Consider the following 23,548-nt stretch of genomic DNA (forward strand, 5'->3'; position numbering starts at 1 on the left):
GGGTGGCCGACGAAGCGGGCGAAGTCTGTTCGCAAGGCGGCCTGGCAGACCGATAGGGCGGCGGCCTGTTCCCATGTCCGCACGGCGTGACCGTCGGCAGTTTTGGCTGCCGGCATCGAAACCACATTCCATGAGAATAAATCGTATGGCTTTGCGTCGCGTCGCAACGGCGCTGCTGGTGGCTGGCTTGATCACCGCGCAGACAGCACAGGCACAGGTGACACTGAACTTCGTGAACGCTGACATCGACCAGGTGGCCAAGGCGATCGGCGCGGCCACCGGTAAAACGATCATCGTCGACCCGCGTGTGAAGGGGCAGTTGAACCTGGTGTCGGAAAATGCAGTGCCTGAAGAACAGGCACTGAAGACCTTGCAATCCGCTTTGCGTATGCAGGGCTTCGCCCTGGTCCAGGACCACGGCGTACTGAAGGTCGTACCGGAGGCCGACGCCAAGCTGCAAGGCGTGCCGACCTACGTCGGCAATACGCCGGTCGCGCGGGGCGATCAGGTGATCACGCAGGTGTTCGTGCTGAAGAACGAATCGGCCAACAACCTGCTGCCGGTGCTGCGTCCGCTGATCTCGCCGAACAACACCGTGGCCGCTTACCCGGCCAACAATACGATCGTCGTCACCGACTACGCCGACAACGTACGCCGCATCGCGCAGATCATCGCGGGTGTGGATACGGCGGCGGGCCAGTCGGTGTCGGTCGTGCCACTGAAGAACGCGAATGCGCTCGATATCGCGCAGCAACTGACCAAGATGCTCGACCCCGGCGCGATCGGCAGTACTGATGCGACGCTGAAGGTGCAAATTACCGCCGACCCGCGCACCAACTCGCTGCTAATCCGCGCGTCGAACGGCGCGCGTCTCGCGGCCGCGAAGACGCTGGCGAAAGAACTCGACGCACCGACCTCGATGCCCGGCAACATCCACGTCGTGCCGCTGCGCAACGCGGACGCGACCAAGCTCGCGAAGACCTTGCGCGGCATGCTCGGCAAGGGTGACACGGGTTCGTCGGCCAGCTCGAACGAAGCCAATTCGTTCAACCAGAACGGCAGTGGCGGCGGTGGCGGTGGCTTAGGCAACAATTCGACAGGCGGCTCCGGTACACCGCCGTTGCCCTCGGGCGGACTTGGCGGCGGTGGCTCGCTGGGTTCGTCGTCGTTGGGCGGCGGCGGTTCGGGCGGTTATGGCTCGAACGGCGGCGCCGGTGCTGCCGGCCTGCTCGGCGGCGACAAGGACAAGGGCGACGACAATCAGCCCGGCGGCATGATTCAGGCCGACGCTGCATCGAACTCGCTGATCATCACGGCAGCCGAGCCGGTGTACCGCAATCTGCGTGCGGTGATCGACCAGCTCGATGCACGGCGCGCGCAGGTTTATATCGAAGCGCTGATCGTCGAGCTGAACTCGAACACGAACGCGAATCTCGGTATTCAGTGGCAAGTGGCGAACAGTTCGATCTATGCGGGCACGAACCTGACGACGGGCGGCACCGGCAACAGCATCGTCAACCTGACGGGGGCCGCGGCGGTGGCCGCAGCGACCGCGGGGACCGGCGGACTCGCTGGCGCGCTCGCAAGCCAGGGCGGGCTTCAGCAGGGCCTCAACGTTGGCTGGATCCGCAACATTTTCGGTGTGCAGGGATTGGGAGCGCTGCTGCAGGCGCTGTCGCAGACCGCCGACGCGAACGTGTTGTCCACGCCTAACCTGATTACGCTCGACAACGAAGAAGCGAAGATCGTCGTCGGGACGAACGTGCCGATCCAGACCGGTTCGTATTCGAACCTCACGAGTTCCACGGCGAGCTCGGCGTTCAATACCTACGACCGTGTCGACGTGGGCCTGACGCTGCACGTCAAGCCGCAGATTACCGACGGCGGCATTCTCAAGCTGCAGCTCTACACCGAAGACTCGGCGATCGTGAACGGCACGACCAACGTCACGACCAATCCGGCCGGCCCGGAATTCACCAAGCGTTCGATCCAGTCGACGGTGCTCGCCGACAACGGCGAGATCATCGTGCTCGGCGGCTTGATGCAGGACAACTACCAGGTCAGCAACAGCAAGGTGCCGCTGCTCGGCGATATTCCGTGGATCGGCCAGCTGTTCCGTTCGGAGCAGAAGACCCGCAACAAGACCAACCTGATGGTGTTCCTGCGCCCCGTGATCATCAACGATCGCAGCACCGCGCAGGCCGTGACGTCGAACCGTTACGACTACATCCAGGGTGTGCAAGGCGCATACAAGTCGGATAACCGGCTGATCAAGGACAACGACGATCCGGTCATGCCGCCGATGCCGCTCGGCCCGAGTCAGGGTGTGGCGCCGGCCATGAATCTGTTCGATCTCGACCAGATGCGTCGCCAGCAGATGACGCGTCCGCCGCTCAATCTGCCCCCGCCGGCGAATGGTGGTGCGGTGCAGACCAACCCGGTGCCGTCGAACAACGGCGCGGTGCAAAGCAGCCCGACGCCGTCGACCGCAGCGCCTGGAGTGCAGCCGTGAGCACGCCGTCCACGCCGCCGTCAGCGTCGCGTACTGCTGCGTCGACTCAAGCGTCGGCGATGCCGGGCGGTGGCGCGGCTGAACCCGTCGAACGCGGCGCGCCCTCGCCGCTCGCCGCACGCCTCGTGCCGTACGGCTTCGCGCGCAGCGGCCAGATTCTGGTGGCGCACCAGCATCCCGACAGCCTCGAAGTCTGGATCAGCGAACGCACCAGCGAAGCCGCGCTCGCCGAAGTGACACGCAACTTCGGCGCGGTCTCGGTCGTGCGTTTGTCCGCCGATGAACTCGCGCAGGCGATCAACCAGGCGTATGCGCGCCAGGACGGCAGCGCTGCGCAAGTGGTCGGCGAAGTGGAAGGCGAAGTCGATCTGTCGCGCCTGATGCAAGACATTCCCGAGGTCGAGGATCTGCTCGAATCGGAAGACGACGCGCCGATCATCCGCATGATCAACGCGCTGCTGACGCAAGCGGCGCGTGAACAGGCATCGGATATTCACATCGAGCCGTTCGAGACTTCGTCGGTGGTGCGCTTTCGGGTGGACGGCACGCTGCGCGACGTCGTGCGGCCGAAGAAAGCGCTGCACGGCGCGCTGATCTCGCGGATCAAGATCATGGCGCAGCTCGATATCGCCGAAAAGCGTCTGCCGCAAGATGGCCGGATCACGCTGCGCGTGGGCGGTCGTCCGGTCGATGTGCGGGTCTCGACGTTGCCGACAGGTCACGGCGAACGCGCGGTGCTGCGTCTGCTGGAAAAAGACGCGTCGCGCCTGAACCTCGAAGCGCTCGGCATGGGCCGTGACACGCTGGTCAAATTCGACAAGCTGATCGGCAAGCCGCACGGCATCGTGCTGGTGACCGGCCCGACCGGTTCGGGTAAGACGACCACGCTGTATGCCGCGATGTCGCGGCTCGAAACGGCGACCACCAACATCATGACGGTCGAAGACCCGATCGAATACGACCTGTCCGGCATCGGCCAGACGCAGGTCAACGAGCGGATCGGCATGACCTTCGCACGAGCGCTGCGCTCGATTCTGCGGCAGGACCCGGACGTCATCATGATCGGTGAAATCCGCGACCTCGAAACCGCGCAGATCGCGGTGCAGGCCTCGTTGACGGGCCACCTGGTGCTCGCCACCTTGCACACGAACGACGCGGCATCTGCCGTAACGCGTTTGACCGACATGGGTGTCGAACCGTATCTGCTGGCGTCGTCGCTGCTCGGCGTGCTCGCGCAGCGGCTGGTGCGGCGCCTGTGTCCGGTGTGTCGCGAAGAGCGTACCGAAGAAGACGGCAGCGTGCGCTGGCATCCGGTGGGTTGCGACAAGTGCGGGCAGTCCGGTTATGCGGGACGGCGCGGCGTGTACGAACTGCTGCTGATCGACGACGGGATCCGCTCGCTGGTTCACCGCAACGCGGCCGATTCGGAAATTCTCACGGCAGGCCGCGCGCAAGGTATGCGTACGCTGCGCGAGGACGCGGACCGTTGGCTCGAATCGGGGCTGACGTCACTCGAAGAAGTGATCCGCGTAACGGGCGGAGCGTAAGCGCATGCCGGCATTTCGTTTCGAAGCAATCGACGCGGCGGGCAAGGCGCAAAAAGGCGTGCTCGACGCCGACAGCGCGCGCGGCGCGCGAACCAATCTGCGCTCGCAGGGACTGACGCCGCTCGTCGTCGAACCGGCGGCGTCGCGCACGCGTGGCGAACGCAATCAGCGGCTGTCGCTCGGCCGGCGTTTGTCGCAGCGCGAACAGGCAATCCTCACGCGGCAACTCGCGAGTCTGCTGATCGCCGGGCTGCCGCTCGACGAAGCGCTCGCCGTGCTGACCGAGCAATCGGAACGCGACTACATTCGCGAGCTGATGGCGTCGATTCGCGCGGAAGTGCTCGGCGGTCATTCGCTCGCCAATGCGCTGACGCAGCATCCGAAAGATTTTCCCGAGATCTATCGCGCGCTGGTCGCGGCCGGTGAACACACCGGCAAGCTCGGTCTCGTGCTGTCGCGGCTCGCCGACTACATCGAGCAACGCAACTCGCTCAAGCAGAAGATCGTGCTCGCGTTCACGTATCCGGGCATCGTCACGATTATCGCGTTCGGCATCGTCACGTTTCTGTTGAGCTACGTGGTGCCGCAGGTGGTGAACGTGTTCGCCAGCACCAAACAACAACTGCCGATTCTCACCATCATGATGATGGCGTTGTCCGGGTTCGTGCGGCACTGGTGGTGGGCGATGCTGATCGGCGTGTTGGTGCTCGCGTATCTGGTGCGCTCGATTTTGAGGCAGCCCGGCCCGCGTCTCGCATTCGACCGCTGGCTGTTGACCGCGCCGCTGCTCGGCAAACTCGTGCGCGGCTATAACACCGTGCGCTTTGCCAGCACGCTAGGCATTCTGACCGCGGCGGGCGTGCCGATTCTGCGCGCGCTGCAAGCGGCGGCCGAAACGCTCAGCAACAACGCGATGCGCGAGAACATCGACGATGCGATCGTGCGGGTGCGCGAAGGCACGTCGCTGTCGCGCGCGCTCGGCAATACGAAGACGTTTCCGCCGGTGCTGGTTCACCTGATCCGTTCGGGCGAAGCAACCGGCGACGTGACGACCATGCTCGACCGCGCGGCCGAAGGCGAAGCGAGCGAACTGGAGCGTCGCACGATGTTCCTGACGAGCCTGCTCGAACCGTTGCTGATTCTGGCGATGGGGGGCGTGGTGCTGGTGATCGTGCTGGCGGTGATGCTGCCGATCATCGAGTTGAACAACCTGGTGCAGTAAGGCTGGGGAGTCTGGATTGCGCAGCGGCGGAGGTTGCGTGACGGGGCTCGCGGCCTCGCTGTAGAGCTCAGCACGGCGGCCACCGTTGCGGCGGCCGCGCGATCAGATGAAGCGTCAACTGAAACGAAGCGGCAATTTGATGCGTTTCGCTTCAGCGCACGTAGATCGTGGGACCTGCAGGATTGGCCGGCAGAAATACTTCGGAATGCGCGCCATTGCGGTTGATGATGATCGAGCGGGCGCGGACTTCGCCGAGCGTGGCACCTTGCATCAGCGTGCTACCGAGCGACACCGCGTGCGGCGGTTCGCCGCCGACGCTGACGATGGCCGCGGCGCCTTCCGTCAAAGCGAGGATGCCGAACAGATGCACGTCCTGATTGGCGTTGCGCGTGAGCTGTCCGCCGAACAGTGTGGCGGCCTGGTCGGTCGAGACCTGCGCGTGCGCGGCGGCAGCGGGCAACGGCGCACCGGACAACGTGCTGAGCGTGATGACCCAGTAGGTCACCGTCGCGCAAAACACGGCGAACAGTGCGAGCGACAGAAGGCGGATTTGGATAGCGTTCATGCGCATCATTGTACGGACTATTGTGAAAATTGCGTTGGTGGAAAGTGTCTCGGTGTTTTCTGACAACCCTTCAACTGCGTAACATTAAAATGACCGGCCGGGCGTGTTCAATGGCAGCCTGATTGCTGACACGCGGATCCCGCCCCGTCAAAAAAATTCCACCTGATAAGAGGTAGCAAGCTATGCAACTGTCGACCACTCGCCGTACTGAAATCGCGGGTTCGCGCAGCCGTCGTCAACGTGGATTCACGCTGATTGAAATCATGGTCGTGATCGCGATTCTGGGCATTCTGGCGGCATTGATCGTACCGAAGATCATGAGTCGTCCGGATGAAGCGCGGCGTGTTGCCGCGAAGCAGGACATCGGCACCGTGATGCAGGCCATGAAGCTTTACCGCCTCGACAACGGCCGTTATCCGACCCAGGAGCAAGGTCTGCGCGCGCTGATCGAAAAGCCGAGCACGGACCCGGTGCCGAACAACTGGAAGGACGGTGGTTATCTTGAACGTCTGCCGAACGATCCGTGGGGCAATGCCTATCAGTATCTGAATCCGGGCGTGCATGGCGAGATCGACGTGTTCAGCTATGGCGCGGACGGCAAGCCAGGCGGCGAAGGCAATGATGCCGACGTCGGGTCGTGGCAGTAATCCGTCGGCGTAGAGAAGATTTTCATGCGAGGTCCACTGCCGAACGGCCGCCGCCGCACCGCGGGTTTTACGCTGCTGGAAATGCTGGTGGTGCTGGTGATCGCGGGCTTGCTGGTGTCGTTGACCGCGCTGACGATCACGCGCAATCCGCGCACCGATCTGAACGAGGAAGCGCAACGTCTCGCGCTGCTGTTCGAGTCGGCCGGCGATGAAGCGCAGGTGCGCGCACGACCGGTTGCATGGCAGCCGGTGGACGGCGGTTTCCGTTTCGATCTGCGCACCGAAGACGGCTGGCGTCCGCTGCGCGACGATCTGCTTGGACCGCGCCGTTGGGAAGGCGGCGTGACGGGTGTGTCGATCAACTATCCCGGTTCGGATACGCAACCGAGCCGGGTGGTGTTCGGCACCGAGGCGATCGACGTGCCTGTGCAGATCACGCTGTTTTCGGCGGCGGGGCGCGCGACGATCGTCGGCACCGGCAATGGCCGCTACGAGGTGCACTGAGATGCGTCGTTGCAGGAGCAGGATGGCTCACGAGAAGGTCGACCGCGCGCAGCGCGGCTTTACGATGATCGAGGTGCTGGTGGCGCTGGCGATCATCGCGGTGGCATTGGCCGCGTCGTTGCGCGCCGTGGGCAGTCTGGCGACTGGCGAGGCCGATTTGCACAAGCGTTTGCTGGCTGGCTGGAGCGCGGACAACACGTTGGCGCAATTGCATTTGACGCATGGCTGGCCGAATGTCGGTTCGACGAGTTTCGATTGTTCGCAGGGTAATTTGCAGTTGATCTGTACTGAGCGTGTGACGGCGACGCCGAATCCGGTGTTTCGTCGGGTGGAAGTGATGGTGACGACGCCTGGCGGTAGAGGCAATCTTGCCCAGATGGTGACGGTGGTCGCGAATGAAACGAACCGTTCGCTCTGAGCGCCGCCGCCGATCGGGCGGGCGTGGCTTCACGCTGATCGAGCTGATGGTCGCGATTGCGATCCTGGCGGTGATTGCCGTGCTGTCGTGGCGCGGGCTTGACCAGATCATTCGTGGCCGGCAGACCATTACGAACGCGATGGAAGACGAGCGCGTGTTTGCGCAGCTGTTCGATCAGATGCGGATCGACGTGCGTCAGGCCGCGTCGGACGACGAAGCGGGTCAGGCGGCGGTGTCGGTGTCGGGCAATGTATTGCAGGTTGTGCGGCAGTTGATGTTGCCCGGGACGGCGCCGCGGTTGCAGGTGGTGCGGTATCGGATTTCCAATGGACGCGTGATTCGGTATGCGTCGCCGCCGTTGGGGAATGCTGGGGATTTGCGGCGCGCGTTGCGCGGTGGTGAAGGCGATGGGTGGAGTGCTGTGCCTTTGATGGGTGGGGTTGGGGCGATCAATGCGCGGTTGTATGTGCCTAAGGTTGGCTGGACTACCCAGATGGGCGATGTGCAGAATGCGATTACCGAGGCGGATAACAATTTGAAGGTTCCCCAGTTGGGGAGTGCGCCGCTGCCGCGGTCGGTTACCGGGCTTGAGGTCAGTATTGGGGCTACTTCGCTGGCGCGGCCAGTGACGCGCGTTTTTCTCGTCGGAGAATGAAATGAGGTTCTGTTTTTTGTCTCCGCGACGCTCTTCGGGTTTTCGTTCTTCTGGACGGGGGTTTTGTTTTTGTCGTTGTTCTGATTGTGTTGGCCTTTCCTTGTTTTCGCGGTGGTCTATTGGCGTTCCCCCTGTGCGGGGGGGCACCTACTTTTCTTTGCCTGCCGCAAAGAAAAGTAGGCAAAAGAAAGCGGCTCACACCGCTAATTCTGAAGCGGGTCCCTCGCGCAGCCACGCCAGTGGCTCATCTGGAATCCGTGCCCCCGCACACTCCGCGCTCGTGACAAAGCCATCATCAGCTCCAGCGCCGCTACGCGCGCCGACCGCCAGCTCCGAAAACCAGCAGGGTGCTTTCGCTCCACGCCAAGGCGAAGCCGACGGCCCCCCCAACACGCCAACAAACCCGAGGGGGTTCCTGGTTAGCCGTTCCGACGAGCACGCAGTGCAAGACGGGATGAATGACGGCTTTGTCACGAGCGCGGAGTGTGCGGGGGCACGGATTCCAGATGCACCACTGCCGGTGGTGGACCACGGGGCCCACTTAAGAGTTAGCGGTGTGAGCCGCTTTCTTTTGCCTACTTTTCTTTGCGGCAGGCAAAGAAAAGTAGGTGCCCCCCCGCACAGGGGGAACGCCAATAGACCACCGCGAAAACAAGGAAAGGCCAACAACAACAACAAAAGCCTAACCAGAAAAAACCACGAAACCGGCGTAGCCATAATCAGCGCCCTGCTAGTGGTCGCGCTATCAGCGATCCTGGTCTCCGGCATGCTCTGGCGCCAGCAAGTCCAAATCCGCCGGATAGAAAACCAGCGCCTGCTGTCCCAGGCCCAATGGGTCTCGCGAGGCGCGCTGGACTGGACACGCCTGATCCTGCGCTCAGAAGGCGACACCTCAGCGGGCATAACGTACCTGGGCGGCCTATGGGGCGTCCCCATCGCCAAAACGCGCCTATCGGATTTCTTAGGCCAGATCGGCGAAGCCCGCTCCGCCCAGGGCGCCGAAACCTACCTGTCAGGCTCGATAGAAGACGCCCAATCCAAGTTCAATCTGCGAAACCTGGTCTCAAGCCCGGCCCCAGGCGTCATGCAACTGAACGTGGAGCAAATCGCCTCCTACCAGCGCCTATTGGTCTCGCTAGGCATAAGCGGCCAGCTAGCCAAAGCAACCGCCCTGCAAGTCCGCGCAAGCCTGGGCCAATCGGCGACCCGCTTCCAGACGATCACGTCAACCAACGGCACAGCACCGACGCCAACACCGCAAGGCGGCACCACCGGCGGTACGTTCACCGACAAACCCGGTATGGAAGACAGCAACGACAACTCCGCGCAAGCCCCGCTGCAATTAACCAGCGTCGACTCGCTGCTCGATATCCCCGGCTACACGCCGGAAACCGTCGCGCGCCTGCGCCCGTTCGTCACCGTGCTGCCCACCGTCTCGGCGGTCAACATGAACACCGCCTCGGCGGAAGTGGTCGCGGCCATCGTGCCGGGCATGAGCCTGTCGTCCGCGCAAGCATTCGTCGCACGTCGGCAAACCGTGTTCTTCCATAACGCCAGCGATGTGATGCTCGCGCTGCAAGGCGCCGGCGCCCAGCAAGCCTCAATCGACCCGAATCAGCTCGACGTCAACACCAGCTATTTCCTGATCCACGGCCGCGTGCAGCATGAACGCGCGGAAGTCGATCGCACCACCCTCGTCTATCGCGATCCATTGACTCACACTACGCGTATCGTGCGAGTACAAGACCAACTATGAATAACGCCTTTCCCAGAGAGAGTGGCCTTTGAGCACGCTGATCGTCCTACTCCCGCCGCGTGATCCGGCGGTGCCATCGCAGGAATGGCAACTGCCGGAGCTGCCGTTCGTGCTGCTCGACAAGTCAGGCCGCACCCAGCGCGCCGGACGCTCGTCGCTCGCGCTGCTGCCGCGCGCGTCGTCGACGGTGCTGATGGTCGCCGCCCGCGATCTGCTGATGATGCCGACCACGCTGCCGCCGCTGCGCGGTCCGAAGCTGCGTCAGGCCCTGCCGAATATCGTCGAGGATCAACTGATCCAGGACCCGCAAACCTGTCATATCGCCGTCGACCCGAAACCGCTCGCGGGCGGTAAGCAGATGCTCGCGATCATCGACCGTGGCTGGTTCCGCTTTATCTGCGAAGCCTTCTCGGCCGCCGGACACCGCAGCCTGCGCGCCGTGCCGGTCACGCGCTGCCTGCCGCAAGCCGTCTCGCCCGATGTGCCCGCTGAAGTCGCCGAACTGGTCAGCGCAGGTGAACCCGGCGTGGGCGGCGCTGCTCAGGTGGCGACGTCGCTGCCGGGCGTCGCGCCGGTGGTCGCGCCCGGCGTGGCGTCCGTCATGCCGATGGTGGCGACGGTGCTCGGCGCGGTGGTCCAGACCGCGCCCGCGCTGCTGCTCGAAAGCGTGGTCGACAGCGGCGTGCCGCGCGTCGAACTGGCCATTGCTCGCGGCGTACAAGGCGAAGGGCTGGCGGTGCCGGCCACCGCCGTTAACGCGACACTCGCCGCGCTCGCGGGTGCGGCGCCCGTCTCGCTGTACATGCTGACCGAACTGCCGGGCAATGAGCCCAGCCTCGCTGCAAAAAGCCCGGCGCGGTTGGCCGCGCACATCCACGGAGCGAGTCCGCTGCCGTTCGAGCAACTGGCGCGGCGCGCGCTGGAATGCCGCTTCGACCTGTGCCAATTCGAGTTCGCGTCGCAGCCGTGGCGGCTCGACCGCGCGACGCTACGCCGTCTGCGGTTGCCGGTGCTGCTCGGCGTCGGCGCGCTGGTCGTGGCGATTGTCGGCATGAACGTGCAGTGGCTGATGCTCGCGCACCAGCGCGACGCGATCAACACGCAGATGACTGAGCTGCTGCTCAACACCTTCCCGAAGACGACCGTCGTGCTCGACGCGCCCGATCAGATGTCGCGCCAATTGCAGCAACTGCGCGTGGCGGCGGGTGAGCTGTCGCCGGACGACTTCCTGTCGCTCGCCGACGGCCTCGCGCGCTCGCTGGCGCCGGTGCCGGTCAACGGCATCGCCGCGCTCGATTATCACGACCGTCGCCTCGACGTGACCTTCAAACCCGAGGTGAAACTCGATCCGGACTTCGCCAAGCGCCTCGCGCGCAACGGCCTGACTGGCGAGATCGACAGCAACACCGGCAAGTGGACCATCAGGAACGGACAATGAAAGCTGAACTCGCTCAAACATGGGCCGGATTCTGGGACCAGCGCTCCGAGCGCGAAAAGACCATCCTGGCGTGGGGCAGCGCCGTCCTCGCGGTGGTGATCGCATGGTCGGTGCTGTGGGCGCCGGCGCAGGAGGGCCGCGCGCATCTGAAGGAATCGCTGCCCAGCCTGCAACGGCAACTCGCTTCGATGACCGCGCAGTCGAACGAGGCGCGTACGTTGTCGGCGGCCGCGCAAGGTGTCGCGCCGACCGGCGCCGCGCTGAAGGATGCGCTCGCCGCGTCGCTCACCGATCACGGTCTTGCCGCGACGCAGGTGCAGGTGATCGGCAATGCCGTGCAGATCCAGATGAAGAACGCGTCGTTTCCGGCGTGGACGAGCTGGGTCGACGACGCGCGCAAGCAGTTCAAGGTGCAAGTCGCCGAAGCGCACGTGACCGCGTTGAAGGACGATGGCCAGGTGGATCTGACGGCGTCGTTGCAGCCGTCCACCGCGAAATGATCGCGGCGTCGTCACAGGATTTTCTCGCATGACTTACTGGATGCGGCGCCTACGCGTCGCGCTACCCTGGCTCGTGGTTGCGGTGTTGTCGGCCGCGGCTGTGATGCTCACGCTGTTGCCGGCCGCCTGGATCACCCCGCAATTCGCCAGACAGACCGGCGGTCACGTCAATCTCGTCAACCCGGCGGGCTCGCTGTGGCACGGTTCGGCCACGCTGATGCTGGCCGCCGGCGCCGATACGAGCGCGGCGACCCTGCTGCCCGGACGGATCGAATGGCAGACGGCGTTCTGGCCGCTCTTCACCGGCCGTGTGCGGATGACCATGCGGCACAGCGAGGCGATGCCGGAGCCGATCACCGTCGACGCCACGCTGCGCACCGCCACGGTGACGCCCGGCACGATCGCCGTGCCGGCTTCGTTGCTGAGCGGTCTGGGCGCGCCGTTCAATACGCTCGATTTGCAGGGCGATGTGCAACTGTCGTGGTCTGACTGGCGTCGCTTCAATCACGAAGCGTTCGGTCAGATGACGATCATGCTCACCGACGCCAGTTCGCGCGTTTCGCTGGTCAGGCCGCTGGGGTCGTACCGGGTGGTGTTTCAGGCGCAGGGCGCGTCGTCGACGCTCGATCTGACGACCATCAAGGGGCCGTTGATGCTGTCGGGGAACGGCACGGTGTCGGCGGCATCGACGGAGTTTCATGGCACGGCGAGCGCCGCGCCCGAAGCGCGCGATAACCTCGCGGGACTGCTGAATCTACTGGGACGGCCGAGCGGTCCGGATACGGTGGCGCTGACGTTTGCGCATTGATTGGCATGTCGGACGGGTAAGCGGGCGGCTGGCGGGCGGCTGGCGGGCGCTTAGCGAACGCGCTTTGTTTTTGCGCACAGCGCTGCATTACTCGCACCGATAAAAAAGGCCTGGCCGCATTTCGCGGCCAGGCCTTTTTACTTCATCCGTCATTGCGCCTATTTGTTCTGCGACGCCTGCATCTCCGGCAGCGTCGCGCCGCTCTGTGCAACCGGCATGGCCGACGATGCCGGCAACGGCGCGGGTGCCGCGACATCGCCCGTTTCGCGGTTCATCTGCGCGATGTCCCAGCCGCCGCCCAGCGCCTTCACCAGACCGACCGACGACACCATCCGCTGTCCGGCGATGGTTTCGAGCTTCTGCTCCGCCGTGAACGCGGTGGTTTGCGCGGTCAGTACGTTGACGTAAGCGACCGTGCCCGCCTTGTACTCATTCGTGACGATGGCGAGCGCCTGACGCGCCGAATCCACCGCTTGCTGCTGCACGACGATTTCCTGTTCGAGAATGCGCTGCGACGCGAGGTTGTCCTCGACATCCTGGAACGCGGCCAGCACCGTTTGACGGTAGCTCGCGACGTCCTGGTCGTAAGCCGCGCGCGCGGCTTCGGTTTTCGCCTGGCGCAGACCTGCGTCGAACAGCGTCGCGGCGAGTTGCGGGCCGACCGTCCAGAAACGCGACGGCATGGTCAGCAATTGCGAGAACACCGAATTTTCGTAGCCGCCCGTGGCCGACAGCGTCAAGGTTGGGAAGAACGCGGCGATCGCGACGCCGATCTGTTCGTTCGCCGCCGCGGCCTTGCGTTCCGCCGACGCAATGTCCGGCCGCCGCTCGAGCAGCGCCGACGGCATCTGTTCGGGTACGGCGGGCGGCGTGGCGGTCAGCGGCGATGCCGCAATCGCGAAGGTCGAGGCCGGTTCGCCGACCAGCACGGCGATTGCATGCTCGTCTTGAGCGCGTTGCACGCCGTTGTCGATCGCGGCGGCCTGCGCCGATTGCAATTGCGTTTGCGCCTGAATCACGTCGGAGCGCGCCGCGACACCGGCCGCGTATTGATTCTGCGTGAGTTGCAGCGAGCGCTGATAGGCCGCGACGGTATCGTCGAGCAGCTTCTGGCTGGAGTCGAGCGCGCGCAGCGAGAAGTACGTTTGCGCGAGCGTGGCCTGGGCGGACAGCCGCGCGTTCGCGAGGTCCGCGGCGGCGCCTTGCTGACCGGCTTTCTGCGAATTCACCGAGCGAGTCACCGAACCCCACAGATCCGGCTCCCAGCTCGCCTGGAGTTGCGCGTTGAAGCTGTTGTTGACGCCCGAGCGGCTCGTTGCCGTCGTCGAATTGCCGCTCGACGACGAGCCGTTGCCCGAGCGCGTTGCGCCCGCCGATGCACCGATAGTGGGGAAATACGCTGCCCTCGCCTGGCCGACCAGCGCGCGCGCCTGCCGGTAAGCGGCGGCGTATTGGGCGACGGTCTGGTTCGCGACGTTCAGCTTGTCTTCGAGCGCGTTGAGTTGCGGGTCCTGATAAATGGTCCACCAGGCGCCACGATCCTGCTGATCAGCGGGTTCCGCGATTTTCCAGCCGGGCGCTGCTTCCTTGTACGAAGCGGGAATTTCCGCCGCCGGCCGCCGGTAGTCGGGGCCGACCACGCAAGCGGTGAGCAGGCTGGCGAGGGCAGCGGCTACCGCGATGGTCAGGGCGCGAGGCGCAAACGTCCGCGCGCGCGAGATTCGATCAGACTGCATGCAATGGATTCCTTCAGGACGCCGCGGCGCCGGCAACGGCGGCACCACTGGCCGGGCGAGATCATGGTCTGCCGGAATGTTAGCGTATGAGCCCGCCTGAGCGCGGGAAACTGAAAGGGTAATGCGGGGAAGAGCGCAGGTGTGTTACTGAGGGTGTCGCGATGGTTACGTGCTGTTACTGGCCGCGCGTCAAACGCGCGATTCCGTCGACTTGGTTTGGCGGGCCTGTTTGCCGGCGGCCGCGCGGCACGGCGCGTCGCCGCGCGCGAGGCACGGACCGGCGGCAGCCACCAGATTGCCCGGTTGAAGCGCCGAGCCCGGGGCGCCGGCGGAATGCCCGGCATGAGCAACACTCGCCGACGAGGCCGGCGCGCCGAGCAGCTTCACCGCCGCCACCTTGCCGCTTTTGCGTGCCCGCCGATGCTCGACCCACGCCAATACCGCCACGCCCACCGACCCGCCGGGCAGCACGAACAACACCGCGAATAGCGCCAGTTTCCACCAGCGGTGCGGGCCTTGAAAGCTGTTCAGCGCGGAATCGGTCAGGGAGCGGCTCAAGCCGCCAAGCGTGTTTTTGAGGTACAGCATGGGGGAAATCCTTTTTCGCACGACGCGTTTGCGGCGTGCAGACAATCGGTCAGAACATGGTCTCGGGTGGCGCGGATCGCGCGTAACTCGTTGCCTATAATAATATTGACTATGCAATTAAATTTCAAGATACTTTGCTCCGGGCGAAACCATACCGTTGTTTTTTGACGGTTTGCCCTACGCGAAATCAGATTTGACTTGTCTGCTTAGGCAGCTAAGATTCGATCTGCTTGATGATGTCCCGAAAACACAATGACTGACGGTCCCTACAAGGCGGACGAGATTCACCTCGAATCGAGTCTTGGCTATTACCTGTCGAAAGCGCGGAATGTGCTGGTCGAGCGAACCGACCGTGCCGTCAAGCCGCTGGGGCTGACCGCGCAGCAGATCGGCGTGGTGCTGATGTTGTCGTCGGGGCGGGCGAATACGCCATTCGAGTTGTCGCGCGCCATGTCTTACGACAGCGGATCCATGACGCGCCTGCTCGATCGCCTTGAAAAGAAAGGCTTTATCGTGCGCACGCGCAGCGAAGCCGATCGCCGCATGGTGAAACTGGAGCTGACGCCGCAAGGCCACGAAGCTGCGCGGCAGTTGCCGGGGCTCGGCGCGGAAGTGCTGAACGAGCAGTTGCGCGGCTTTTCCACCGCCGACCTGACCACGTTGATCGACCTGCTCGCGCGCTTTATCGCGAACGGTATCAGCGAGGGCATCAGCGCGGGCTGCGGGTTAGGCGCGCACGATGAATCGCAGCAGGCAGCACCCGAAGCATCGTCGCCGGAGCGCGGCGAACCCTAATCACACGGCGCTTTTGAGGGCGTCGAAGTCTGAGGATATCTGTCTGGGCAGAGAGTGATCCGGCATATAAGCACACCGGTTGATGGGTGCGATAAAGCTGCCGCGACAAGCTTTCCCGGCTGAGGAGAAGAACCTATGAGCGCTACGGCTCCCGCCGCCGCCCTACCCGCCGCCGAACCCGCGCAGCTCAAAGGCGGCACGCTGGCCCTGCTCACCGTCGGCCTTGCGCTCGGCACGTTTATGGAAGTGCTCGACACATCGATTGCGAACGTCGCGGTGCCGACCATTTCCGGCAGCCTGGGCGTGGCGACCAGCCAGGGCACCTGGGTGATTTCGTCGTATTCGGTTGCTTCGGCGATTGCGGTGCCGCTGACCGGCTGGCTCGCGCGGCGCGTGGGCGAAGTGCGGCTTTTCACGCTGTCCGTGCTGCTGTTCACAATCGCCTCGGCGCTGTGCGGCTTCGCGCATAACTTCGAGTCGCTGATCGCGTTCCGGTTGCTGCAAGGGCTCGTGTCCGGACCGATGGTGCCGCTTTCGCAGACCATTCTGATGCGCTCGTATCCACCGGAAAAGCGCGGCCTCGCGCTCGGCCTATGGGCGATGACCGTGATCTGCGCGCCGATCTTCGGCCCCGTGATGGGCGGCTATATCACCGACAACTACACGTGGCCGTGGATCTTCTACATCAACGTGCCGATCGGTTTGTTCTCGGCGGTGTGCGCGTACCTGCTGTTGCGTGGCCGCGAAACGAAGATCACCAAACAGCGTATCGACGCGGTCGGGCTCGCGTTGCTGGTGATCGGCGTGTCGTGCCTGCAGATGGTGCTCGACCTCGGCAAGGACCGCGACTGGTTCAACTCCACGTTCATCGTGACGCTGGCGATCATCGCGGTGGTGTCGCTCGCATTCATGCTGGTGTGGGAGACGACGGAGAAAGAGCCGGTCGTCGATCTCTCGCTGTTCAAGGATCGCAATTTCGCGCTCGGCGTGGTGATCATTTCGTTCGGGTTCATGGCCTTCTTCGGCTCGGTGGTGATTTTCCCGCTGTGGCTTCAGACGGTGATGGGCTACACGGCCGGGCTCGCCGGACTCGCGACCGCGCCGGTCGGTCTGCTCGCACTGTTTTTATCGCCGATGATCGGCCGGAACATGCACCGCCTGAATCTGCGCGTGGTGGCGAGTTTCGCGTTCATCGTGTTTGCGTTCGTCTCGATCTGGAACTCGACCTTTACGCTCGACGTCCCGTTCAATCATGTGATCTGGCCGCGCATTGTGCAAGGCATCGGCGTGGCGTGCTTCTTCGTGCCGATGACGACGATTACGCTGTCGAGCGTGTCGGATGAGCGGCTCGCGAGTGCGTCCGGTCTGTCGAACTTTTTCCGGACTTTGTCGGGCGCGATCGGCACGGCGATCAGTACGACGTATTGGGAAAACGACATGATCCGCCATCACGCGATGCTGACCGATTCGGTCAACGTCTATGCGGACAATACGAATGCGTATACCAATGCGTTGGCCAGCATTGGTTTGACGGGCGATAGCATCACCGCGCAGTTGAATCAGGTGGTCACCGCGCAGGCTTATATGATGGCCACGAACGATTTCTTCCGGATTTCCTGTGCGGCTTTTCTCGCGCTGGCGGTGCTGGTTTGGTTCACCAGGCCGCGCAAGGGTGCTGGACCTTCGTTGGGCCATTAAGCCAAGCCTTCACGTTAAAACGAAGACGCGCGACGAAGCGGAGTTTGTCCAAGCTCCTAGTCGCGCGTTTTCGTTTTTGGCTTCGGCTCCAGCTTCCGCTAAGGCCGAAACCGCTCTTCACTGCGTCAATGCTTCGCCATTCGTCGACGGGATCGACTGACTCTGCGAAACATCCGGATGCGCCGCCGGTTTCACACCGTCCCCACTCTGCGGCGTACCGTTCGCGACCCCGCGCACGTACTCCTTGAAGTCGGCGCCCGCTTCCCACGGATTCGGCTTGCAACCCATCGCGCCATCGCAATGCGCGGCGAAGCCGATCGTCGCGGTGCCGTCGGGGTTCGCGGTGCGCGTGATCTGATACGCCAGCGCCCGTTTGCCGCCGTCGGGGCCGGCGGTTTGAATCAAGGTGTCGGTGGCGGATTCGATCTTGTACTTCGAGTGACCCGACACCCACGTTTGCGCGCGTTGCCACCAGACGTCGCACTGAGCTTTGCTCGTGCACGTCAACGGCGTTGTCGCGATCTGCATCACGTCCGGGTTGACCTGCCCTTGTGTCGAACACCCCGCCGCCGCTGCGCACAACACAGCCAACAGACCTTTTTTCATCACGTTGATTCCTCCCTCGCTGGAGTGCGTCATGCAAGTTTGGACCGTCCTGTCGATGCGGTGTTTCATCTGCATCAGAGAATCGTCAGAGCGTGCGGAGAATTTGCCGATATCGCGCGGCGCTCGACCGCTTTTGACGTAGACGTTACCTGCGCACAAAGAAAAAGCGGCCACGTGGGCCGCTTTTCGTCGTACGCGCTGGCGTGCTCGCCGCTTAGACGCTGAAGCGATTCAACGTGTAGGCCCGATAAGCCGCGACGAATGCATCGAACGAACCGACTTCTTCCTGTTCGAGCTGGGTTTGCTCCGCGAGCGACTGCGCAGCGAGGTCGGTGAACACCTTCGTTTCCTCGGCATCCAGCGGACGCGCGCGGAAATGCGCAGCGTGCGCTTCGCTCTGTTCGAGACCGAACGCGAGGAAGCTCTGCTGCTTGTCGCGCATGGTTTGCAGCACGCGTGCCGACGGCGTCAGCGACGCATCCGTGAGCTTCGCGCGCTGCACTGCCACTGAGCGTGCATGCGCGTCGCCGCCGTGCAAAGCGTCGAGCGTTGCTGCTGCGGCGTCGATCTTGAGCATCAACTCGTTGGCCCAGTCGAGCATGGCGACCGGCTGACCGTCGCGCGTCAGTTCGAGGCCGGGCTTGCGGCCTTCCATCGTCACGCGGCCGAAGTTCTGGTTCGCTTCCGCGTAGGCGTCCGGCGGCAGCAACGCGCTGTCGTCGAGCGCGCAAACCAGCAGGTAGGCGTCGAGAAAACGCGACGTCTCGAGCGAAATACCAGTCGGCTCGAACGGATCGATGTCCATGCAGCGCACTTCGACGTATTGCACGCCGCGCGCGGCCAACGCATGCAGCGGACGCTCGCCCGGATACGTGACGCGCTTCGGACGGATTGTCGAGTAGAACTCGTTTTCGATCTGCAGCACGTTGGTGTTGATCTGCACCCACTCGCCGTTGCGTTGCGTGCCGATTGCCTCGTACGCGGGGTACGGCTGGCTCACGGCTTTTGCAAGCGCGTCGAGATAGCCCGGCAGCGTGTCGTAGTCGGCATGCAACTCGGCCTGCGCCGTGGTGTTCGAATAGCCGAGGTCGCTCATGCGCAGGCTGGTCGCGTATGGACGGTACAACGTGTCGGCGTCGAAGCTGTCGAGCGTGTGTTGTCGATCGCGCAGGAAGCGCCGATCCAGCGCCGGCGACGCGCCGAACAGATACATCAGCAGCCAGTTGGTGCGGCGGAAATTGCGGATCAGCGCGAGATAGCGCTCGGACTGATAGTCGACGGCGTTCGCGGTGGATTGCTGATCGGCATGCAGCACTCGCCAGACTTCTTCGTTCAGCGAATAGTTGTAGTGGATGCCCGCAATACACTGCATCGTGCGGCCGTAACGCAGCGCGAGACCAATGCGGTAAACGTACTTCAATTTGCCGATGTTCGAGTTGCCGTAACGCGCGATCGGAATGCCTTCGTCGGTGTCGGGCAGCAGGCCCGGCATCGAGTTGTTCCACAGGATCTCGCCGTCGAGTTCTGCGTAGACGAAACGGTGCAGCGTATCGAGCTTCCCGAGCGTCAGCGCGACGTCGTGCTCAGCCGGCGTGATCAGTTCGATCAGCGCTTCGGAATAGTCAGTAGTGAGCGACGGATGCGTGAGCGCCGAACCCAGCGTACGCGGATGCGGCGTCAACGTGAGTTGGCCCTCGTGCGTGACGCGCAGGCTTTCCTTTTCGATGCCGCGCAAGCCGCGCAACAGCGCGTCGCGCTGCGGGCCTGAGGTCAACACGGACAGGCGGTGCGAGAACGCGTCGGTCGTGCGGGAAGGTGTGGTGTTTGGCATTGAGGCGAGTCGGGCGTTGTCGGCCGCCATGTGCCGCTGCGCTGCTCGCTGGCAGCACGGCGCGGTCGACAACGTTCGGCGGAATTTTCAGTAGCGGGCACTTTAACATCTCGCCAGAACGGCTGCTTGAGGCCGCTTAGGCGGGCGTTTTCAGCGCCTGAATCTCCCCGCTCGCGCCGTCAACCGCCGCGTGCTCCGCCCGCCCGATCCGCAATCTCATTCCACAGATGCATGGCCGCGTAGGCGCGCCAGGGCCGCCATGCGTCGGTACGCGCACGCTGCTGCGTGGGCCGTACGAGCGAGGGATCGCGCGCGGTGATCGCTTGCATCAGCACGAGGTCCGACGCGGGCCACGCATCGGCGTCGCGCCATACGCGCATCGCGACGTATTCAACCGTCCACGGTCCGATGCCGGGCCTTGCGAGCAACGCGGCGCGTAACGTGGCGCTGTCGGCGGTTGTGCTGTCGACGGGTACTTCGCCGGTGGCGACCGCGTGCGCGAAACCCTGCAACGCGGCTACGCGTTTACCCGGCATGCCGATCTGCGCGAGATCCACCGCGGCCAACGCGGCAGGCGTCGGAAAACGCCACGCGGTGTTCTCATGCGGATGCCCTTCAATGCGCTCGCCGGCACGTTGCACCAACCGGCCGATGATCGTGGTCGCCGCCTTCACACTCACCTGCTGGCCGACGATCGCGCGCACCACCAGCTCGAAACCCGACCACGCACCGGGCACGCGCAGACCGGGCACGGCTTCGACCAAGGGCGCGAGCCACGGGTCCGCGGCGAGCTCGGCGGCGATTTTTTTCGGCTCGGCGCGTAGATCGAACATCTTCGCGATCGGCGCGGCGAGCGCATCGGCGTGACGGCTTGCCGGTCCGTCGATCGTCGCAACCAGACAGCGTTTGCGTGGATGCAGCCGCACGCTGAGCGTGCCGCTGTCGCCGGCCCAATCGATCGCGCGGCGATACGCGCCGTCTTCGACGGCTTCGACGCCGGGCGTCGCGCGTCCGCCGAAAAATCGCAGCAGACGCGGCCAGTCGAAGGGAGGTTTGAACGGTAGTTCGAGAGTTGCTACGTCTTCAAGCGTACTCACGCGACGTGATCCAGTTTGGTATGGGTGGGTTTGACACCGGCGCCGGCGCTTGCGCTTGCGTCGTCAGCGGTGCCTTGCTGGCGCAGGCGTGAATTGGACGAAACATGGCCGGCATGCTGCGCTTCATTATCGAGCAACGCCGCCTTGCGCGGCAGACCCCAGCGATAACCTGCCAGCGCCCCACCCTTCTGCACCACGCGATGACAAGGAATCGCCAGTGCGACCGGATTCGTCGCGCACGCACTCGCCACCGCGCGCACGGCACGCGGCGAGCCGACCGCTTCGGCGATGTCCGAATAGCTACGCGTCTCGCCGTACGGAATGCGCCGCAGCGCATCCCAGACGCGCTGCCGGAACGCGGTCGCGGCGATATCCAGCGGTAGATCGAAGTCCTGACGGCTGCCGCGCAAATACGCGTCGATCTGTGCGATGAACGGTGCGAGCCGGTCTGCGTCTTGCAGCAGATCGGCGTTGGCGAATTCGCCGCGCAGGTCGTCGGCGAGCATGGCTTCGTCGTCGCCGAAACCGATCTTGCAGATGCCTTTGTCCGTCGCGGCGACCAGCACGACACCGAGCGATGTCGGCGCGCACGCGTAACGCACGGTGAGCCCCGCGCCCTTGCGGCGATACGCGGACGGCGCCATGCCCAACTCGGCCGACGCGCTGTCATACATGCGCGACGGCGAGCCGAAGCCGGCGTCGAGCGTGGCGCGCGTGACGTCCGAGCCGCTTTGCAGTGCATCGCGCAATGCCGCGCCGCGCTGCGCCGCCTGATACTGACGCGGCGACACGCCCACCACCCGCTTGAACAGACGCTGAAGGTGAAACGGGCTGACGTGCACGGCGTCGCTCAATTGCGCGAGCGTGAGACGCTGCTGCGGGTCGGCATCCAGCGCGGCGCAGGCACGATTGACGATGGCCAGTTCGCGCGGCAGACCGCCGGGCTGGCAGCGCTTGCAATCGCGAAAGCCCGCAGCGCGCGCGGCCGCGGCATCGGTGAAAAACGCCACATTCTCGCGACGCGGCTGGCGCGACGCGCACGACGGGCGGCAGAACACGCCAGTGGTTTTGACGGCGTAGAAGAACGCGCCGTCGGCCTGCGGCTCGCGGCGAGTGACGGCGTCCCAGCGGTCGTCGTCGGAAGTCCAGCTCACGGGGCCGGATGCGTGCTCGATAGGATTGCGGGTCATGAGGGTTCCGAATGGGCGATGTCGATGCTCACCAATGTAGGCTGCCTGCCCCCACACTACGCCCCGGTTCTTGCTCTGTCATTGCGCTTCACCGTGGGCCGAAACGCCCGCCGGACGGTCGTTTTGCCGAAAACTGCGACAATTTGGCTCAATATCGGGTTTTCCCTTAAAAAGTTATTGCGTCGCACCAACCCTGTGTGTATATTAGTTCTTGTCTCCTCCATGTCTCCTCCTGATATGGATTCAGCCCGCTCCACATAGAGCGGGCTTTTTTTCGTCCATCGTTTCCCGATCCGGCCCCTCAGGCGGGCTTCACGCGCTCCGCTCGCGGCCGCGCCCTTTCTTCTACACTGGCGATTCCTCCGTTCCGCGAACCTGCCAAGGGGCGTTCGACATGAAAATCCACATTCGCGAGATCGACCACGTCGTCATTCGCGCGGCCGACGCCCAATCGATGGCGCGCTTTTACTGCGACGTGCTCGGTTGCAGCCTCGAAAAGGAACAGCGGGATCTGGGTCTGACGCAGTTGCGCGCGGGGCATTCACTGATCGACCTGTTGCAGGTCGGCGCGCGGCTCGATCACCCCGAAAACGGCGTGCCGGGCACCGGGCGGAATATGGATCATCTGTGTCTGCGCGTCGATCCGTTCGACGCCGACGCGCTCAAGGCGCATCTCACGGGGCACGGCGTCCGGCTGGGCGAACTGGGACTGCGCTACGGCGCGGACGGCTTTGGGCCGTCGCTGTATCTGTTCGACCCGGAAGGCAATATGGTCGAACTCAAAGGCCCGCCTGAAGCGGCGCGCATGACGTCGCTCTGAGCGTCAGGCGCCGCCGGCGTCAGGCCGACATCAAGCGTTGGCGGGCTCTTTCAACACCGTCCAGTCGATTTTCACCGCATCGGCGTCGGCGCTGCCGAGCCAGGCTTCGCCGTCCTGCACCGTGCATTGCAGCCGCATGGTCCGCGCGGCGAGCGAGCCGAGCGCCGTGGCGATATCTTCGCCGAGCGACCACACCGTCACGTTGCGCATGCGTTCCACCTTGCTACGCACGCCTTGCCACCAGATGTCCGACGTGCGGCCGCCGTAGGCGATCACGATCACCTCGTTCGAGCGACCGCTTGCCTTGGCAATGCGCCGTTCGTCCGGCTGACCGACTTCGATCCAGGTTTCGATCTGGCCAGTCAGGTCCTTCTGCCACAGATCCGGTTCATCCACATCGGACAAACCTTTGCAGAATTCGAGGCGTTCCTGCGCGAATAGCGCGAACGCGGCGACGCGGACCATCATCCGATCGTCGGTTTCCGAGGGATGGCGGGCGATCGTCAGCGCATGGTCGGCGTAATAGTGCCGGTCCATGTTGGCGATCTGCAGTTCCGCCTTGTAAATCGTCGATTTAAGAGCCATGCCGTTGCTAAACCAGGCGCTCGCTCCACC

22 protein-coding genes are annotated in these 23,548 nt (G+C 64.1%); 14 read left to right on the forward strand and 8 right to left on the reverse strand.

Going from position 1 to position 23,548, the window contains the following annotated elements; translation table 11 throughout:
• Nucleotides 1–145 precede the first annotated feature (145 nt).
• The 3 genes from gspD to gspF are packed head-to-tail and all read left to right on the forward strand — an operon-like array spanning nt 146 to nt 5,281.
• A complete protein-coding gene (gspD, locus tag HWY05_RS16525) occupies nt 146–2,512 on the forward strand; it encodes a type II secretion system secretin GspD (RefSeq protein WP_176058953.1) in 2,367 nt (788 codons plus the stop codon).
• The gene (gene gspE / locus HWY05_RS16530) at nt 2,509–4,059 is read left to right on the forward strand and encodes a type II secretion system ATPase GspE (RefSeq protein WP_035554288.1); all 1,551 of its coding nucleotides are present in this window, start codon (nt 2,509–2,511) and stop codon (nt 4,057–4,059) included. The genes gspD and gspE overlap by 4 nt, the downstream gene beginning before the upstream one ends.
• Nucleotides 4,060–4,063: 4 nt before the next feature.
• Nucleotides 4,064–5,281, forward strand: a complete 1,218-nt coding sequence (gene gspF / locus HWY05_RS16535; protein ID WP_035554287.1) for a type II secretion system inner membrane protein GspF — start codon at nt 4,064–4,066, stop codon at nt 5,279–5,281.
• Between the two features lie 151 nt (nt 5,282–5,432).
• On the opposite strand, the gene HWY05_RS16540 is transcribed toward gspF, so the two are convergent.
• Nucleotides 5,433–5,846, reverse strand: coding sequence for a type II secretion system protein N (locus HWY05_RS16540; protein WP_035562549.1), 414 nt, complete (start codon nt 5,844–5,846; stop codon nt 5,433–5,435).
• A gap of 182 nt (nt 5,847–6,028) precedes the next feature.
• Between HWY05_RS16540 and gspG the strand changes: the two genes are divergently transcribed.
• The 8 genes from gspG (at nt 6,029) to HWY05_RS16580 (ending at nt 12,572) form a co-directional block, all read left to right on the forward strand.
• Nucleotides 6,029–6,493: a type II secretion system major pseudopilin GspG gene (gspG, locus tag HWY05_RS16545; RefSeq protein WP_035554286.1), complete on the forward strand. Its 465-nt coding sequence runs from the start codon at nt 6,029–6,031 to the stop codon at nt 6,491–6,493.
• 24 nt (nt 6,494–6,517) lie between these two features.
• Nucleotides 6,518–6,997, forward strand: coding sequence for a GspH/FimT family pseudopilin (locus tag HWY05_RS16550; protein WP_035554284.1), 480 nt, complete (start codon nt 6,518–6,520; stop codon nt 6,995–6,997).
• A gap of 22 nt (nt 6,998–7,019) precedes the next feature.
• The gene (gene gspI / locus HWY05_RS16555) at nt 7,020–7,415 is read left to right on the forward strand and encodes a type II secretion system minor pseudopilin GspI (RefSeq protein WP_231584990.1); all 396 of its coding nucleotides are present in this window, start codon (nt 7,020–7,022) and stop codon (nt 7,413–7,415) included.
• A complete protein-coding gene (locus tag HWY05_RS16560) occupies nt 7,393–8,070 on the forward strand; it encodes a prepilin-type N-terminal cleavage/methylation domain-containing protein (protein WP_035554279.1) in 678 nt (225 codons plus the stop codon). Before gspI ends, HWY05_RS16560 begins: the two co-directional genes overlap by 23 nt.
• 715 nt (nt 8,071–8,785) lie before the next feature.
• Nucleotides 8,786–9,826: a type II secretion system minor pseudopilin GspK gene (gspK, locus tag HWY05_RS16565; protein ID WP_244146642.1), complete on the forward strand. Its 1,041-nt coding sequence runs from the start codon at nt 8,786–8,788 to the stop codon at nt 9,824–9,826.
• Nucleotides 9,827–9,854: 28 nt separating this feature from the next.
• On the forward strand, nt 9,855–11,264 hold the full coding sequence (gspL, locus tag HWY05_RS16570) for a type II secretion system protein GspL (RefSeq protein ID WP_035554277.1): 1,410 nt from the start codon (nt 9,855–9,857) through the stop codon (nt 11,262–11,264).
• A complete protein-coding gene (locus tag HWY05_RS16575; RefSeq protein ID WP_176058954.1) occupies nt 11,261–11,764 on the forward strand; it encodes a type II secretion system protein M in 504 nt (167 codons plus the stop codon). The genes gspL and HWY05_RS16575 overlap by 4 nt, the downstream gene beginning before the upstream one ends.
• A 28-nt stretch (nt 11,765–11,792) precedes the next feature.
• Nucleotides 11,793–12,572 carry a type II secretion system protein N gene (locus tag HWY05_RS16580; RefSeq protein ID WP_035554273.1) on the forward strand — a complete coding sequence of 260 codons (780 nt, stop codon included), beginning with the start codon at nt 11,793–11,795 and terminating at the stop codon, nt 12,570–12,572.
• Nucleotides 12,573–12,730: 158 nt separating this feature from the next.
• Here HWY05_RS16580 and HWY05_RS16585 read toward each other — a convergent pair whose 3' ends face one another.
• Both HWY05_RS16585 and HWY05_RS16590 read right to left on the reverse strand, forming a co-directional pair.
• Complete coding sequence (locus HWY05_RS16585; protein ID WP_176058955.1) at nt 12,731–14,308, reverse strand: efflux transporter outer membrane subunit; 1,578 nt, start codon at nt 14,306–14,308, stop codon at nt 12,731–12,733.
• A 189-nt stretch (nt 14,309–14,497) separates the two neighbouring features.
• Nucleotides 14,498–14,896 (reverse strand): hypothetical protein, encoded by a 399-nt coding sequence (locus HWY05_RS16590; RefSeq protein ID WP_035554269.1) that lies wholly within the window; start codon nt 14,894–14,896, stop codon nt 14,498–14,500.
• A gap of 252 nt (nt 14,897–15,148) precedes the next feature.
• Here HWY05_RS16590 and HWY05_RS16595 point away from each other — a divergent pair, with 252 nt between their 5' ends.
• Nucleotides 15,149–15,691, forward strand: coding sequence for a MarR family transcriptional regulator (locus HWY05_RS16595; protein WP_035554267.1), 543 nt, complete (start codon nt 15,149–15,151; stop codon nt 15,689–15,691).
• A gap of 135 nt (nt 15,692–15,826) precedes the next feature.
• On the forward strand, nt 15,827–17,389 hold the full coding sequence (locus HWY05_RS16600) for a DHA2 family efflux MFS transporter permease subunit (protein WP_035554265.1): 1,563 nt from the start codon (nt 15,827–15,829) through the stop codon (nt 17,387–17,389).
• A gap of 117 nt (nt 17,390–17,506) precedes the next feature.
• Here the strand turns inward: HWY05_RS16600 and HWY05_RS16605 are convergent, their stop codons facing one another.
• The 4 genes from HWY05_RS16605 to ada all read right to left on the reverse strand — a co-directional run bounded on the left by HWY05_RS16605 (nt 17,507) and on the right by ada (nt 22,113).
• A complete protein-coding gene (locus HWY05_RS16605) occupies nt 17,507–17,995 on the reverse strand; it encodes a hypothetical protein (protein ID WP_035554263.1) in 489 nt (162 codons plus the stop codon).
• 214 nt (nt 17,996–18,209) lie between these two features.
• A complete protein-coding gene (gshA, locus tag HWY05_RS16610; protein WP_035562542.1) occupies nt 18,210–19,826 on the reverse strand; it encodes a glutamate--cysteine ligase in 1,617 nt (538 codons plus the stop codon).
• A 179-nt stretch (nt 19,827–20,005) separates the two neighbouring features.
• Nucleotides 20,006–20,923 (reverse strand): AlkA N-terminal domain-containing protein, encoded by a 918-nt coding sequence (locus HWY05_RS16615; RefSeq protein ID WP_035554261.1) that lies wholly within the window; start codon nt 20,921–20,923, stop codon nt 20,006–20,008.
• Nucleotides 20,920–22,113, reverse strand: coding sequence for a bifunctional DNA-binding transcriptional regulator/O6-methylguanine-DNA methyltransferase Ada (ada, locus tag HWY05_RS16620; RefSeq protein ID WP_035554260.1), 1,194 nt, complete (start codon nt 22,111–22,113; stop codon nt 20,920–20,922). Before ada ends, HWY05_RS16615 begins: the two co-directional genes overlap by 4 nt.
• Before the next feature lie 394 nt (nt 22,114–22,507).
• Between ada and HWY05_RS16625 the strand changes: the two genes are divergently transcribed.
• Entirely contained in the window at nt 22,508–22,933 is a 426-nt protein-coding gene (locus HWY05_RS16625; protein ID WP_035554257.1) for a VOC family protein, read from the forward strand.
• Between the two features lie 30 nt (nt 22,934–22,963).
• Here the strand turns inward: HWY05_RS16625 and HWY05_RS16630 are convergent, their stop codons facing one another.
• The gene (locus HWY05_RS16630; protein ID WP_035554255.1) at nt 22,964–23,518 is read right to left on the reverse strand and encodes a YaeQ family protein; all 555 of its coding nucleotides are present in this window, start codon (nt 23,516–23,518) and stop codon (nt 22,964–22,966) included.
• Nucleotides 23,519–23,548 lie beyond the last annotated feature (30 nt).

It is taken from the genome of Paraburkholderia sp. BCC1876, from assembly GCF_902833695.1.
In the GTDB taxonomy this organism is placed as follows: domain Bacteria; phylum Pseudomonadota; class Gammaproteobacteria; order Burkholderiales; family Burkholderiaceae; genus Paraburkholderia.